Raw genomic sequence first — 15246 nt, forward strand, 5'->3', positions numbered from 1 at the left:
CTCTAAGTCCGGTCGGAAAGAAGCTTCCCGACCAGTTGCGCCGTATAGTCCACAATCGGCACGATCCGGCCGTAATTCAGGCGGGTCGGGCCAATGACACCCACCGCACCAATGATCTTTCGATCCGCGTTCATATAGGGAGACACCACCAAAGAGGAACCCGAAAGTGAAAAAAGTTTGTTCTCCGAACCGATAAAAATGCGCACACCTTCGCCATCCTCGGTCAGCTGGAGAAACTCCTCGATATCGCGCTTCCGTTCGAGGTCATCAAACAGGTTTCGGATCCGGTCCAGCTCCTCAGCCGCCCCCCCTTCCGACAGCAGATTCGCCCGGCCGCGCACAATCAGTCGCGCCGTATCGCTGCCCTCATCCTCCCAGGCCGCCAGACCGCTTTCGATCATTTCACGGGCCAGAACGTCGATCTGCTGCTGACGGGCCTTGATCTCTTCCTGTATCGCACCGCGCACATCGCCCAATGTGCGCCCTTCGATCAAAGCGTTCAGAAAATTCGCCGCCTCCCGCATCGAACTTGGCGTTTGCCCCGGCGGTGGCGTGAACAGACGATTTTCCACGTGGCCGTCTGAGAACACCAGCACGACCAGAGCGCGATCATGGGCCAGGGTGACGAATTCGATGTGCCGGATCTCCGCCTCGTGCTTGGGCGTCAGCACTAGAGATGCTCCCCGTGTCACGCCTGACAGCGCGGAGCCTACACGATCCAACATACCTGCAAGGCCTGCGGACCCGGTCCCGGAATTCGTGCCCATGGTTTCATCAATTTTTTGACGATCCTGATTATTGAGATCACCGACCTCCAACAGACCATCAACAAACATCCGCAAACCGACCTGTGTTGGCACCCGCCCGGCACTGGTGTGCGGACTGTTCAGCAACCCCAGATGCTCCAGATCCTGCATCACGTTACGCACCGTGGCGGCGCTTACCTTCTCGTTCAGGGAGCGCGTCAGGGTACGGCTGCCAACCGGATCTCCCGTCTCAAGATAGGATTCCACAACAGCGCGGAACACGTCCCGCGACCGGTCGTTCATATCCTTCAGAATGTCACTACTGCTGTTCATCGCACTCTATGTGTGGTCGCTGCCGTTTCTGCGCAAGGCTTTGCCCGCCCCTACCCTTGTCATTAAAGAGCGCAGCATCAAAAGGTCAATCATGCTTGCATCGTCAACCCTGCGGGCGCTATCCCGATTGGTAAGCAAACAAAGGATGACCCATGCGACCCTCTGGACGAGACTTGAACCAAATGCGCGCCGTTTCCATCGAAACAGGCTTCACCAAACACGCCGAAGGGTCCTGCCTGATCAAAATGGGCGACACCCATGTGCTGTGTACCGCAACCATCGAGGACCGCGTTCCGCCCTTTATCAAAGGCACCGGGTTGGGCTGGGTCACCGCAGAATATGGGATGCTGCCCCGCGCCACGAACACCCGTATGCGCCGTGAAGCCGCAATGGGCAAACAGGGTGGCCGCACTGTCGAAATCCAGCGCCTCATCGGTCGTGCACTGCGCGCAGGTGTTGACCGCGTCGCGCTTGGCGAACGGCAGATCAGCATCGACTGCGATGTCCTCCAGGCAGACGGCGGCACGCGCTGTGCGTCGATCACCGGTGGTTGGGTGGCATTGCGGCTTGCAGTGAACAAACTGATGAAGACAGGTGAGGTCAAGATAGACCCGCTTGTTGATCCCGTCGCGGCCGTTTCCTGCGGTATCTATGCAGGCCAGCCTGTCCTGGATCTCGACTACCCGGAGGATTCCGAAGCCGGCGTCGATGGCAATTTCATCATGACTGGATCGGGCCAGTTGATCGAAGTCCAGATGTCCGCCGAAGGATCAATGTTCAGCCGTGAGCAATTGAACACCCTGATGGATTTGGCGACCAAAGGCACCGCTGAACTGGCCGAGATGCAAAAGGCAGCCTGCGCATGACACGCAAGTTTGCCGGCGACCGCCTGCTTGTCGCCACACACAACAAAGGCAAGCTGGAGGAGATGAAGCATCTCCTCCAGCCGTTTGGCGTCACGGTAATTGGTGCCGGCGAAATGGACCTGCCCGAGCCGGCCGAGACAGAAGATACCTTTGTCGGAAATGCGCGGATCAAGGCCCATGCCGCCGCAAAGGCGACCGGCCTACCCGCCCTGTCCGATGACTCGGGTATCACCATTGATGCGCTCGACGGCGCCCCCGGAGTGTATACTGCCGACTGGGCAGAAACCGGTGACGGACGCGATTTCATGATGGCAATGACGCGTGCCCATAACGAACTGGAATCGAAACAAGCCCCCCACCCGCGGCTCGCCCAATTCCGCTGCACTTTGGTTCTGGCCTGGCCAGATGGTCATGATGAGGTATTCGAAGGTGTGATGCCCGGACAACTCGTCTGGCCCATTCGGGGCAAGGACGGCTTTGGCTACGACCCAATGTTCCAACCTGATGGTCATGATCAGACCTGCGCCGAAATGGATCGCTGGGCAAAGAACAAGATCAGCCACCGCGGCCAGGCCGTTGCTAAATTCGTCGAGGCTTGTTTCGGTGGATGATTGGCGCAACGGGGGTTTTGGGCTTTATATCCACTGGCCGTTCTGCCAGGCCAAATGCCCCTACTGCGATTTCAACAGCCATGTCACGGCGCAGATTGACCAAACCAGATGGGCCGCCGCCTATCGCGCAGAGATGCTGCGCGCTGCTCCAGAGCTTTCTGGTCGTGTCTTGAACACTATCTTCTTCGGAGGCGGTACGCCGTCGCTGATGCATCCGGATACTGTCGCCTCCATCATCGAAACGGCGCGTGAAATATGGCCGTTTTCCAATGACATAGAGATATCGCTTGAAGCAAATCCGACCTCGGTCGAAGCCGGTCGCTTTGCTGGCTACCGAGATGCCGGGGTCAATCGGATTTCTATGGGTATTCAGTCACTTAACGACGATGACCTACGCCGCTTGGGGCGTTTGCACAACGTCGCCGAGGCGCAGAAGGCGTTTGATGTGGCTCGAAACTGCTTTGACAGAGTCAGTTTCGATCTGATCTATGCCCGACAGGGCCAAACGCTCACCGACTGGCGACAGGAGCTTGATCAGGCCCTGTCGATGGCCATTGATCATCTTTCCCTGTACCAGCTGACAATTGAGGAAGGTACCGCCTTTGGGGATCGCTATGCCAAGGGCAAGCTGCGGGATCTTCCCAGTGATGACAACGCAGCAGACATGTATCTAGCGACACAAGATATCTGCGACAGTCATGGCTTGCCCGCTTATGAAATCTCCAATCATGCACGCCCCGGTGCGGAGTCCCGACACAATCTGATCTATTGGCGGTATGGTGATTACCTTGGTATTGGTCCGGGCGCCCATGGACGCCTCACCATTGGAGGTCAGCGATATGCTACTGAAACCTATCTTCAACCCGGTGCCTGGCTCAATGCCGCCGAACGCACAACTGGTGAGACCAGCCGCACGCAATTGACATCAGAAGAGTCTAGCGCCGAATACATGATGATGGGCATGCGGCTTGTCGAGGGGCTAGATAGTGATCGTTTTCAGGAAATCTCCGGCCGATCACTTCCTGCTGAACGTATCTCAGACTTGGCAGATATCGGTATGATCGAGATTTCGGGCAACCGTCTGCGGGCAACCGATTCCGGTCGTGCAGTCTTGAATGCGGTCCTCCGCGAACTGTTGGTGGAGTGATCGAATGAGGGTTCTATACGCCACGCTCGGAATGCTCTGTGTTGGCCTGGCGCTACTGGGTGTTGCCCTCCCACTTCTGCCCACAGTCCCCTTCCTTCTTCTTGCAAGCTTCTTCTTTGCCAACTCTTCCGAGCGCCTGCATGACTGGATCATCAGTCACCGCTTATTCGGCCCCATGATTCAGGACTGGCACGAAAGAGGAGCGATTCGCCCGGCCGCAAAAAAAGCGGCAACCCTATCGGTTGCCGCCGTTTTCAGCCTATCCATTCTGCTGTCTGCCCCTTCACATGTCCTGATCATCCAGGCCATTGTCCTAAGCGCAGTGATGGTCTTTATTTGGACGCGCCCTAACGGCTGAGACGTCCGCAAAGATCATCCAACTCATCCAGAGACGCGTAGCTGATAGACACAACCCCGCTCTCGCCACCAGTACGATGGTCAATCGACACCTTCATACGCAAGGCAGCTGATAGATCAGCTTCCAACGCACGGGTATCGGCATCCTTCTCTGCAGACTTCTTCGCCGAGCGAGAGGTCGCAGCCTGAAGACCCGCTGCATCCTTCTTCACCAGAGCCTCAGTTGCGCGAACCGACAGACCGCCCTTGACGATTTTCTTGGCGAGCTCTGACGCGTTGTCTGAGGTGATCAGAGCACGAGCATGACCGGCCGACAGGCGGCGCTCCTGAACCAAGGTCTGAACATCATCCGGCAAATGCAACAGCCGGACGAGATTTGCAATGTGACTACGGCTCTTCCCTAATGCCTCGGCCATTTTCTCCTGGGTATGGCCAAATTTATCCATAAGCTGTTTATAGCTCTGCGCCTCTTCCATCGCATTTAGGTCGGACCGCTGAATGTTTTCGATAATGGCGACTTCCATCATCTCGACATCCGAGTAATCCCGAATAATAACTGGGACCTCGTGCAGCTGAGCGCCTTGCGCGGCACGCCAACGACGTTCGCCGGCAACAATCTCGTATTGACTGCCTGGGCGCGGGCGCACGATCAGCGGCTGCAGTACGCCCTTTTCCCTGATTGACGCCGTCAGATCGTCCAAATCCTCCTGCAGGAACTGGCGACGCGGCTGATCCGGGTTCGCGATTACTTTTTCGATCGGCACCATGACTTCGGTGCTTCTGACTGCCTGTTTTTCTGTGCTAACAGGTTCCGGGTTCACATCCGCCATTAGAGCTGACAAGCCTCTTCCCAATCCTCTGGGTTTGTTTTTCTTTTCTGACATTACTGCGCCTCCAGCTGTGGTCAGGCTGCGAGTTTCTGATGTCTCGCAATCAGTTCTTCTGCAAGGGCGCGATACGCATTCGCCCCAAGCGAGTTTGTGTCGTAGTTCAGCACCGGCAGCGCATAAGACGGCGCCTCACTGACACGTACGTTACGAGGGATCTTCGTTTCGAATACCAACTCCCCCAAATGACCGCGAGCGTCTTGCTCAACCTGCTGAGACAGATTATTCCGGCGATCAAACATGGTAAGGACAATTCCCTCAATACGAAGATTGGGATTGGCGGTTTGACGCACCTCACGGATGGTCAACATCAGCTGAGACACCCCTTCCAGAGCAAAGAACTCACTCTGCAAAGGAACGAGAACCGAATCCGAAGCCACCATAGCATTGACCGTCAATAGGTTCAGCGATGGTGGGCAGTCGATCAGGATATAATCCCAGTCGTATTCATCCATTGCCGGCTGACGAAGTGCATCGTGCAGCAGGAAGCTGCGCTTCTCATTGGTGAAAAGCTCGATATCAGCCGAACTCAGATCGACGGTAGCAGGAATAATGCAAAGATCTTCGATCTCAGTCTCTCGAATGACATCGCTCAATGCGACATCATCAACGAGAAGATCATATGTCGTATGGGTTCGGTCGGCTGCTTCGATACCTAAACCTGTAGACGCGTTTCCTTGCGGATCAAGATCGACCACCAAAACCCTGTAGCCGGTTTCTACCAAGGCCGCCGCCAAATTGATTGCTGTCGTGGTTTTTCCAACTCCGCCCTTTTGGTTGGCGACTGCAATAATACGAGGCCCAGCCGGCCGGGACAAATCAGACACGCGTCACTCCCCTGATTTCTAGTATAACCGCCTCGGGTTCAGTCCAACTACTAGTAGATTTCAGGTCGAATTGCCATTGGCTCCTCGCGTTATCCACTTCTTTTTTCCATTGCACTCCTTTGGAAAGCAAAGCAATTCCACCGGGATGAAGATGATGTTCGGCAAAACCAAGAAGAGTCGTCAGATCAGCCAGAGCGCGGGCAGACATGACATCGGCGCCGATTGAGGGAACCTTTTCAATTCTCTCAGAAACCACTTTTGCCGTCGCGCCGCATTCCCTAATAGCCGTGCGTAGAAAGGCGCATTTCCTTTGATCGCTTTCAATCAGCGTGATCGAACAATCAGGCGCCCGCTCCGCTGCAATGATCGCCACAACCACCCCAGGAAAGCCGCCGCCGCTGCCGATATCGACCCAGGTCTTCGGAAACTCAGTCAGCTCACAAATCTGGATAGAGTCGACGATATGCCTGTCCCAAACACTGTCCAGAGTGGATTTTGCTACGAGATTGATCTTGGGAGACCACTTCTTTACCAAACTTTCATAATGCTTAAGGCGATCATATGTTTCACGTGAAACATATGACTTTCCAATTTGCATTTCAGTCATCTCAGGCGGTCCTACCCTGGGTCACAGTACTGCCACGCCGGAGCCTGGCAAGGATCAAAGCGAGCGCAGCTGGTGTCATACCATCCACACGACCAGCTTGCGCGAGGGTTTCAGGTCTTGATCGCTCCAACTTTCCGCGCAACTCGTTCGAAAGCCCTTCGAAATCATAGGTAAAGTCAGCGGGAATAAGATATCCTTCATCTCGCTTCATCGCCTCGATCTCTCGCTTCTGACGGAGGATATAATTCGCATAGAGAGCGTCCCGCTCGATCTGTCGGCGAATAGGCTCCTCGCACTGCTCCAACTCGGGAAGCAAGCGCAGGATATCTTCAAAAACGACATTCGGGAACGCCAGCACATCCGTGGCAGTTCGCCGGTTCCCGTCCTGGTTCACAGTTACGCCGGCCTCGTTGATCTCCTTTGGCGTGAATTGACGGCTATCCATCACATCCCGCGCAGCCTCAAGCTTCTCCATTTTTTTGGAGAAGGCAGCGTGACGGCGTTCTCCCACGCAACCCAACTCGATGCCAATACCTGTCAGCCGTTGATCAGCATTATCGGCGCGAAGTGAAAGACGAAACTCAGCCCGCGATGTGAACATGCGATAGGGCTCAGTTACGCCATTGGTTGTCAGATCATCGATCATCACGCCTATATAGCTTTCAGAGCGACTGAATGTGACCGGATCGTTTCCTTTTGCATAGCGCGCCGCGTTCAGACCAGCCACTAACCCTTGAGCTGCAGCTTCCTCATAACCCGTCGTGCCATTGATCTGGCCGGCTAGATACAAGCCTTGATGCGATTTCAGCGCCAGATCCAACCCAAGCGCGCGAGGATCGACATAGTCATACTCAATTGCATATCCTGGCTGGAGTATTTCGGTTTCTTCCAATCCGACTATCGAGCGCACGTAGCGCTCTTGGACATCCACCGGCAGGCTCGTTGAGATGCCGTTTGGATAAACGGTATGATCATCCGCACCTTCCGGCTCAAGAAAGATCTGATGGCTTGTCTTATCGGCAAAGCGCACAATTTTATCTTCGATGGATGGGCAATATCTGGGCCCTACCCCTTCAATATGCCCACCATACATCGCAGATCTGGCAAGATTATCCCGGATGATATCATGTGTGTTTTCATTGGTGTGTGTGATCCCACACACCACTTGAGGCGCTGAAATTGACTTACTCAGGAAGCTGAACAGAGTGGGATCTTCATCTCCAGGTTGGCCTTCAAGTCTATCCCAAGCGATTGTCCGACCATCCAGTCGCGGCGGAGTGCCGGTTTTCAATCTTCCCAGGCGAAGATCAAAACTGTCCAGCCGCTCTGCAAGCCGCACTGAGGGCTTATCACCCATTCGGCCGCCGGGCCTGGAGACGTCCCCGATATGAATGACGCCTCTTAAAAACGTGCCTGAAGTCAGGATCACGGCCTGGCTGAATATTTCACTATCATCGGCGAGACGCACACCCTGAATGCGGTCACCGGTCATAAGAAAGTCGATAACTTCACCGATGACGATATCCAGATTGGACTGTGCCTGAGTTTCGGCGAGCATTTGCAGGCGGTAGATTTTACGATCGGATTGCGCTCTCGGCCCCTGAACCGCAGGGCCTTTACGTCTGTTCAGCAGTCGAAACTGGATACCTGCCTTATCCGCAACGCGCCCCATGACGCCATCAAGGGCGTCTATCTCGCGGACAAGATGCCCCTTCCCCAATCCGCCGATGGCGGGATTACAGGACATCACACCGATGCCGTCCTCGGTCAGGGTCACGAGTGCGGTCCTCACACCCATGCGGGCTGCTGCATGTGCAGCCTCCGTGCCGGCATGACCACCGCCAACAACAATCACATCATAATCTGGATGTTTCACGTGAAACACTCCTCATTTCCCCAAGCAGAAACTTGAGAATATTTCGTCCAGTAGGTTCTCAACACCCACCCGTCCCACAAGCATCTCCAAAGCACGGATAGCAGACCGGATATCCTCCGCTGCGACATCATAGTATTCAGGTCCACCAGCTAAGATCATCTGCGCCGAGTTTAGACGATCAGATGCGGTTCGCATCGCTTCCTTGTGACGCGCACGCGTTGCAATGCCAGCTTTTCCGGCCCTGCTCTGTAGGATATCGGTGATAGCCACTATCAAAGCCTCGACGCCCTGCCCGGTTTTTCCAGATATCGCCAGCATATCCTGATGTTCTTCGGCCAGGTCGGCTTTTGGAACCACCACAATATCGTCAGGCTCGATGTCGATATCAATAGCAGCAGGATCGTCGGTCAGAAATACGCGAAGGTCTGCTTCTTGAGCGCGCTTCTTTGCAAGTTTGATACCGATCCCTTCAACATGGTCGTCAGTCTCCCGTAAGCCGGCGGTGTCGAGTAGCGTCACAGGGAGACCCGCCAGATCCATCCGGACCTCGATCACATCACGCGTCGTACCCGCATATTCAGAAGTAATAGCCGCCTCACGGCCGGCGAGCGCATTGAGCAAAGTCGATTTTCCGACATTCGGCGCGCCGACAATAGCAACTTCGAATCCATTCCGAATACGTTCAGCAATCTGAACACCTGAAATCTGCGGCTGCAAATCAGCAGCTACACCGGCGAGCAGCCCCGCAACCTCGGCGGTTACATCGACAGGGACATCTTCATCAGCGAAATCAATGGTCACTTCAATAAGTGAGGCCGCGCGAATGAGATCCTTGCGCCACCGCTCGGCCAGGTCTGCCAAGCCGCCGGCGAGAACGGCTTGCGCCTGGACACGCTGAGCATCCGTCTCAGCCTCGATAAGATCCGCCAGCGCTTCAACTTGAGAAAGGTCCAGCTTACCATTTTCGAGCGCACGCCGAGTGAATTCGCCCGGATCCGCAAGGCGCACATCATCGAACCTACCCAGAAGCTCAAGCATCGCGGTTACAACAGCTGTACTTCCATGAACCTGGAATTCAACCGTATCCTCACCGGTAAAGCTGTTGGGGCCGGCAAATGTCAGGATCAATGCCTCATCAATCCGAGCGCCAGCCTGATCGGAAATCACCCGCAGACTACGCCCAGGACACGGCAAAGCACCGCCACTGATAACAGAAGCGGTGTTGATCGCCTGAGGACCTGACAATCGAATAACCGAAACGCCGGCCTTCCCCTGAGCGGAGGCCAGCGCAAAGATCGTGTCCATCGGAACCTTCCTTTCGTGCCGGCCCGGGTATTAGGTGTTCATTGAGTCGAAGAATTCAGAATTTGTCTTTGTTTGCTTCAACTTAGACAACAGAAACTCGATTGCGTCAGTGGTCCCCATCGGGTTGAGGATACGGCGAAGGACAAATGTCTTGGCCAGGTCACCCTTATCAACGAGGAGGTCTTCTTTCCGAGTACCCGACTTGAGAATATCAATTGCCGGGAAGACGCGTTTGTCCGCAATCTTACGATCAAGGACGATTTCCGAGTTACCGGTACCTTTGAATTCTTCAAAGATCACCTCGTCCATACGGCTGCCGGTGTCAATCAATGCGGTGGCGATGATGGTAAGCGAACCGCCTTCTTCGATATTCCGCGCCGCACCAAAGAATCGTTTCGGGCGCTGCAGGGCGTTTGCATCGACACCACCTGTCAGAACCTTACCAGACGATGGCACCACAGTGTTAAAGGCCCTACCAAGTCTTGTGATGGAGTCGAGAAGAATCACAACATCTCGTTTATGCTCAACAAGACGCTTCGCTTTTTCAATCACCATCTCGGATACGGCAACATGCCGGGTCGCTGGTTCGTCGAAGGTTGAGGAGACAACCTCACCTTTCACCGACCGCTGCATATCTGTGACTTCTTCCGGACGTTCGTCGATCAGCAGAACTATCAGGTAACACTCAGGATGATTCTTCGCGATGGAATGCGCGATGTTCTGCAGGATCACCGTTTTACCGGTCCGCGGCGGTGCCACGATAAGAGAACGCTGACCTTTACCGATCGGCGAAACCAGATCGATCACACGGGCAGACCGGTCCTTGATGGTTGGGTCTTCGATCTCCATCTTCAGCCGTTCATCAGGATAGAGCGGCGTCAGGTTGTCAAAGGCGATCTTGTGGCGCGCTTTTTCGGGATCTTCAAAGTTGATCTTGGTAACATTTGTCAGCGCAAAATAGCGCTCGTTTTCCAGCGGCGACTTAATCTGACCCTCAACGGTATCGCCCGTCCGCAACGCATACTGACGGATCATGTCAGGCGAGACATAAATGTCATCAGGACCCGGCAGGTAATTCGCTTCAGGAGAGCGCAGAAAACCAAAGCCGTCTTGCAGTACCTCAAGCACGCCATCGCCGGCGATTTCCCAGCCTTCATCTGCGCGTTCACGCAGGATCTGGAACATCATCTCGCCCTTGCGCATCGTGGAGGCGTTTTCGATCTCAAGCTCTTCAGCCATGGACAGAAGATCCTTGGGGCTTTTTGCCTTCAGATCGGAAAGGTTCAGGGATTGAACGGTCATATATATACGGCCTTTATTCTCCCCCTGTTAACTGGGGAGCGGTGTCATAGGTATAAGGAAGACACGAGTGCCCGGACGGGCCCGTTAGGGCGCATACATAAGGGGTGTTCCCGTTTGAGTCAAACCCCCGCTCAGAACTTGAAAATGACTGATATGACGATGACCACCATCAGCAGCGTCGGGACCTCATTCATCATTCTATAGCTGCGACCGGTTCGGGTGTTCTGCCCGTTTGCGAAGTCCCGGTGACGGAACAACAGCCAGTGATGGAACCAGGTCATCCCCAGAACGCTCAGGCCCTTGCTCCAGGGCCAGATAGCGTTCCAGTCCACCAACCCCGGCGTAAACACCATTACGAGGCCTGCTGCCCAGCTGACGTACATGGCGGGCCGCATGATGATACGAAGCAGCTTCTCCTCCATCATGACAAAAATCGGAAGGCTCTCTGGCACCTTCTCCGCCTGTTCCACGTGATAGACAAAAAGACGCGGTAGATAGAAGAGACCAGCCATCCAGCTGATCACGGCCATGATGTGCAGCGATTTGGCGTAGGGGTAAATTTCAAACAGTAGATCGCTCAGATCCATGGTCGGCCTCTCGGTTCCCTCTCTCCCCTTAAAATATAAGTATTTTAAAAGGATGATGTTTTAGTAGTGCACCTGAAATACGGTGGATAACTGACTCATCCACTGGCTTATCCCTGCTCTGGATAACTTACCAGCTTTACCCCCAGCGACATGATGACTCTTGCCGGCAGGCCATAAAAACAACAGGAATACTGTGCCGGTAAGCTAAGTTTGACGTGGGGATAAGCTTGGGGTGAAACCGGAGCAACTGAGATATCCACGATTTGGAAGTTATCCCTATCCTCTCAGGGCGAATCTGCCGGCAAGCAAATGGGGATTTTGAGGTTCTCCACGGCTTGCGAAATGGCCGAAATTTCATACAAACCGTCCAAGGCCCACCACACTCTTGCCCACGGGGTTTTCCACATGTCTACCCACATCGTTCTGGCCTCTGGGTCACAAATTCGCGCCCAGCTCCTGCGACAGGCCGGCGTTCCTTTCGAGGTTGCCGCCGCCCGCATCGACGAGGAGGCCATCAAATCCGCGCTCCTGGCCGAGGAGGCCAAGCCGCGGGACATCGCCGATACGCTGGCAGAAGCGAAGGCGCGCAAAGTCAGTGCCAAGTATCCCGGGGCCCTTGTATTGGGCTGTGATCAGGTGCTCGAGTTTGATGGAAAATTGTTATCAAAACCAAAAGATTCGGATGAAGCTTTTGCGCAGCTGAAAATAATGCGGGGTCAGCGACATATGTTACTGTCCGCTGCGGTCATCTACCGCGATGGTCAACCGATGTGGCGGCATGTTGGGCAGGTGCGATTGCGGATGCGGTCCAGCTCGGATGCCTATCTTCGCGGTTATGTGGCGCGTAACTGGGACAGTATCCGCCATGCTGTTGGCGGATATAAACTTGAGGAAGAAGGGGTGCGGTTGTTCAGCACGATCGAAGGGGACTACTTCAATGTTCTTGGGTTACCCCTCCTCGAGCTGCTCAACTATTTGGCCCTGCAGGGAGTGATAGAACAATGAGCGACGCACGCATCCCTCTGGCTGGTGTGATTGGCAATCCAGTGGCGCATTCGCGGTCGCCACTGGTCCATGGCCATTGGCTTAGAACGCATGGCATTGCCGGTCACTATGTTCCGCTGCATGTTGAAGCCGATCAGCTGGAAACTGTTGTGCGCAGCCTGCCAATGATGGGATTTGTTGGGGCCAACGTCACAATTCCTCATAAAGAGAAGATCATGGATATCGCCGATCAGGTGACGGATCGTGCGACATTGATCGGCGCGGCCAATACGTTGATCTTCCGACCTGATGGGTCAATCCTGGCAGATAATACAGACGGATATGGCTTCATTACCAATCTGCATCAATCCGCTCCTGACTGGGATCCAGCATCAGGTCCGGCGGTCGTCTTTGGCGCTGGCGGCGCCAGCCGTGCCGTGATTGCCTCCCTGTTGGAAGCTGGCGTCCCCGAGATCCTGCTCAGCAATCGAACGCGGGAGCGGGCAGACCAGTTTCGCAGTGAGTTCGGATCGCGGATCCAGGTGGTGGATTGGGTGCAGGTTGGCAACGTCGTCGAACAGGCCGCGCTGCTCGTGAATACGACCTCACTGGGAATGATCGGAAAGCCGCGCCTGCGAGTGCCGCTGGATGGCCTGCGCCCCGGCACGGTTGTGACCGATCTGGTCTATACTCCGCTGAAGACGGAAATGCTGAAATGGGCTGAGGATATCGGCTGTACCACGGTAGATGGTTTGGGGATGCTGTTGCATCAGGCTGTACCAGGGTTCGAACGGTGGTTTGGCAAACGACCGGAGGTCGATGAAGCCACACGTGAGGCCGCGTTGGCATGAGCTTTGCACTGGGGCTAACCGGATCCATCGGAATGGGAAAGAGCGCAACCGCGCAGATTTTTGCCGATGAAGGATGTGCGGTCTGGGATGCCGACGCAGCCGTTCATCGCCTATACGATGCAGATGGAGTTGCGGTTGCGCCGATTGGCGCGCTGTTCCCGACGGCCATCACCGGCGGGCGGGTCGACCGGGCACGTCTGCGTGAGATCATCGCCGGCGATGCAAGCGCCCTGCCCCGCATCGAAGCAATCGTGCATCCGCTTGTCGCCGCTGACCGCGAGGCTTTCAGAGCATCGTCGTCGCATGATGTTCTGGTCTTCGATATTCCCCTGCTGTTTGAAACCGGGGGTGACGCAGGTATGGATGCGGTGGCCTGCGTGTGGATCGACGCTCAGACGCAGCGCAGCCGGGTCATGGAGCGCGGCACAATGTCGGTTGAGCAATTTGAACAGATCCTTCAGAAACAAATGCCGATAGAGGAAAAGAAAGCGCGGTCGGATTTTCTGATCCAGACCGATACGCCCGACCATGCGCGCGATCAGGTGCGCGCCATCCTCGCCCAGATCAGAAAGCAGGTTGCAGATGCGTGAAATCGTCCTTGATACCGAGACAACAGGATTTGATCCGTTTTCTGGCGACCGCATCGTCGAGATCGGTGCGGTTGAGTTGCTCAATCACATGCCAACGGGCGAAACCTTTCATGTCTATATCAACCCCGAACGTTCCATGCCGCAGGACGCGTTCAAGGTGCACGGCATCGGGCCGGATCTTCTTGAACCGCCACAACAACCCGGCCCCGGTGCGGTGACATTGCGCGACAAACCGGTATTTTCGAAAGTCGGGCAGAAATTTCTGGATTTCGTGCGGGATTCCAAAATGGTCATCCACAACGCCGCATTCGACATGAAATTCCTGAATGCCGAGCTGGACTGGATGGGCCTGCCAAAACTGCCGATGGATCAGGCAATTGACACGCTTGCCATAGCGCGCAAGCGCTTTCCTGGGTCGCCGGCGACACTGGATGCGCTCTGCCGTCGGTTCAATATCGACAACAGCAATCGTACGTTGCATGGCGCGCTGCTCGACTCCGAGATTCTGGCAGATGTCTATCTTGAACTGATTGGTGGTCGGCAGCCCGATTTCGGCCTTTCAGCATCAAGCGATAAGGCGCGCAGCGGGACTGTGATAACAGAGGACTGGCGCCCTACGGCAAGGCCGACACCCCTGCCCGCACGACTTACCGCAGAAGAACAGGAGGCGCATGACGCGTTTGTTGCGAAGATGGGTGACGGAGCACTGTGGAACAGCTCCGGCAGCTGACCCCCCGCGCCCGCGCGACTGCCAGCCAAAAAACGCCGCGGTTTCCCAGCGGCGTTTTTTGTCAGCGGGCCAAGGACGCCGCTGTATGATGCTTACTGCGGTTTGTCGGCGGCAGCTGCGTCGGCCTGACGACGTGCCAACTCGTTGCGATAGATCGCGACGAAGTCGATATTGTCGAGGTTCAGCGGCGGGAAACCACCGTCGCGGGTCACGTCAGAGACGATGCGGCGCAGAAACGGGAACAACATGCGGGGGCATTCGATCAGCAGGAACGGATGCAGCTGGTCTTCCGGCACGCCGACAATGTTGAAGATGCCGACATATTCCAGTTCCAGAACGAACAGGACAGCATTGCCCTCCTTGTCCTTGGATTCGATGTTCAGCTTGGTCATGACTTCATACTGATTTTCGGCCTGACGCTTCTTTGCATCAAGCGCAACCTGTACGCTCACATCGGGCTTAGCGTCGGCGCCGACGCCTTTTTGCGCCATGACGTTTTCAAACGACATATCGCGGATGAATTGACCCAGGATATTCATCTGGACTTGCGGCTGCTGCACGCCTTCTGTTGCGCCGTTTTCGGCCATGAAGCTACTCCTAAACTATGTTTCGCCTGTGCTTAGCAGCTTGGCGCACGTAT

Annotated in this window: 17 protein-coding genes; 8 read left to right on the forward strand and 9 right to left on the reverse strand. The window is 55.3% G+C overall.

The annotated features are described in order from the left end of the window. Positions 1-2: 2 nt before the first annotated feature. Positions 3-1079, reverse strand: a complete 1077-nt coding sequence (gene hrcA, locus VWZ87_RS13610; protein ID WP_340547126.1) for a heat-inducible transcriptional repressor HrcA — start codon at positions 1077-1079, stop codon at positions 3-5. 152 nt (positions 1080-1231) lie between these two features. Between hrcA and rph the strand changes: the two genes are divergently transcribed. The 4 genes from rph to VWZ87_RS13630 are packed head-to-tail and all read left to right on the forward strand — an operon-like array spanning position 1232 to position 4061. Then, a complete protein-coding gene (rph, locus tag VWZ87_RS13615) occupies positions 1232-1945 on the forward strand; it encodes a ribonuclease PH (protein ID WP_102855693.1) in 714 nt (237 codons plus the stop codon). After that, positions 1942-2556, forward strand: coding sequence for an RdgB/HAM1 family non-canonical purine NTP pyrophosphatase (rdgB, locus tag VWZ87_RS13620; protein WP_416534339.1), 615 nt, complete (start codon positions 1942-1944; stop codon positions 2554-2556). Before rph ends, rdgB begins: the two co-directional genes overlap by 4 nt. Continuing rightward, positions 2549-3703 (forward strand): radical SAM family heme chaperone HemW, encoded by a 1155-nt coding sequence (gene hemW, locus VWZ87_RS13625; RefSeq protein ID WP_416534340.1) that lies wholly within the window; start codon positions 2549-2551, stop codon positions 3701-3703. The genes rdgB and hemW overlap by 8 nt, the downstream gene beginning before the upstream one ends. Positions 3704-3707: 4 nt before the next feature. After that, complete coding sequence (locus VWZ87_RS13630; protein ID WP_340547123.1) at positions 3708-4061, forward strand: YbaN family protein; 354 nt, start codon at positions 3708-3710, stop codon at positions 4059-4061. On the opposite strand, the gene VWZ87_RS13635 is transcribed toward VWZ87_RS13630, so the two are convergent. From VWZ87_RS13635 to VWZ87_RS13665, 7 genes are all read right to left on the reverse strand, one after another. Then, positions 4051-4944, reverse strand: coding sequence for a ParB/RepB/Spo0J family partition protein (locus tag VWZ87_RS13635; protein WP_416534341.1), 894 nt, complete (start codon positions 4942-4944; stop codon positions 4051-4053). The two genes, VWZ87_RS13630 and VWZ87_RS13635, sit on opposite strands and share 11 nt — an antisense overlap. A 20-nt stretch (positions 4945-4964) precedes the next feature. Continuing rightward, positions 4965-5774, reverse strand: a complete 810-nt coding sequence (locus tag VWZ87_RS13640) for a ParA family protein (protein WP_340547121.1) — start codon at positions 5772-5774, stop codon at positions 4965-4967. Continuing rightward, a complete protein-coding gene (rsmG, locus tag VWZ87_RS13645) occupies positions 5767-6381 on the reverse strand; it encodes a 16S rRNA (guanine(527)-N(7))-methyltransferase RsmG (RefSeq protein WP_416534342.1) in 615 nt (204 codons plus the stop codon). The genes VWZ87_RS13640 and rsmG overlap by 8 nt, the downstream gene beginning before the upstream one ends. Before the next feature lies 1 nt (position 6382). Then, positions 6383-8257 carry a tRNA uridine-5-carboxymethylaminomethyl(34) synthesis enzyme MnmG gene (mnmG, locus tag VWZ87_RS13650; protein WP_416534343.1) on the reverse strand — a complete coding sequence of 625 codons (1875 nt, stop codon included), beginning with the start codon at positions 8255-8257 and terminating at the stop codon, positions 6383-6385. A 12-nt stretch (positions 8258-8269) separates the two neighbouring features. Beyond that, complete coding sequence (gene mnmE / locus VWZ87_RS13655) at positions 8270-9562, reverse strand: tRNA uridine-5-carboxymethylaminomethyl(34) synthesis GTPase MnmE (protein WP_416534344.1); 1293 nt, start codon at positions 9560-9562, stop codon at positions 8270-8272. Positions 9563-9592: 30 nt separating this feature from the next. Beyond that, on the reverse strand, positions 9593-10864 hold the full coding sequence (gene rho / locus VWZ87_RS13660) for a transcription termination factor Rho (RefSeq protein ID WP_416534345.1): 1272 nt from the start codon (positions 10862-10864) through the stop codon (positions 9593-9595). A 131-nt stretch (positions 10865-10995) separates the two neighbouring features. Further along, positions 10996-11451 carry a CopD family protein gene (locus VWZ87_RS13665; RefSeq protein ID WP_416534346.1) on the reverse strand — a complete coding sequence of 152 codons (456 nt, stop codon included), beginning with the start codon at positions 11449-11451 and terminating at the stop codon, positions 10996-10998. A 405-nt stretch (positions 11452-11856) separates the two neighbouring features. Here VWZ87_RS13665 and VWZ87_RS13670 point away from each other — a divergent pair, with 405 nt between their 5' ends. Genes VWZ87_RS13670 through dnaQ form a run of 4 tightly spaced genes read left to right on the forward strand, consistent with a single transcriptional unit; the run spans position 11857 to position 14606 of the window. After that, on the forward strand, positions 11857-12456 hold the full coding sequence (locus VWZ87_RS13670) for a Maf family protein (RefSeq protein WP_340547115.1): 600 nt from the start codon (positions 11857-11859) through the stop codon (positions 12454-12456). Further along, positions 12453-13286 carry a shikimate dehydrogenase gene (locus VWZ87_RS13675; RefSeq protein WP_416534347.1) on the forward strand — a complete coding sequence of 278 codons (834 nt, stop codon included), beginning with the start codon at positions 12453-12455 and terminating at the stop codon, positions 13284-13286. The genes VWZ87_RS13670 and VWZ87_RS13675 overlap by 4 nt, the downstream gene beginning before the upstream one ends. Then, complete coding sequence (gene coaE / locus VWZ87_RS13680) at positions 13283-13876, forward strand: dephospho-CoA kinase (protein WP_416534348.1); 594 nt, start codon at positions 13283-13285, stop codon at positions 13874-13876. The genes VWZ87_RS13675 and coaE overlap by 4 nt, the downstream gene beginning before the upstream one ends. Further along, the gene (gene dnaQ / locus VWZ87_RS13685; RefSeq protein ID WP_340547112.1) at positions 13869-14606 is read left to right on the forward strand and encodes a DNA polymerase III subunit epsilon; all 738 of its coding nucleotides are present in this window, start codon (positions 13869-13871) and stop codon (positions 14604-14606) included. Before coaE ends, dnaQ begins: the two co-directional genes overlap by 8 nt. A gap of 92 nt (positions 14607-14698) precedes the next feature. Here dnaQ and secB read toward each other — a convergent pair whose 3' ends face one another. After that, the gene (gene secB, locus VWZ87_RS13690) at positions 14699-15193 is read right to left on the reverse strand and encodes a protein-export chaperone SecB (RefSeq protein ID WP_340547111.1); all 495 of its coding nucleotides are present in this window, start codon (positions 15191-15193) and stop codon (positions 14699-14701) included. Between the last annotated feature and the right edge of the window lie 53 nt (positions 15194-15246).

The organism is Phaeobacter sp. JH20_37, assembly GCF_048056015.1.
Taxonomy (GTDB): Bacteria; Pseudomonadota; Alphaproteobacteria; order Rhodobacterales; family Rhodobacteraceae; genus Phaeobacter; species Phaeobacter bryozoorum.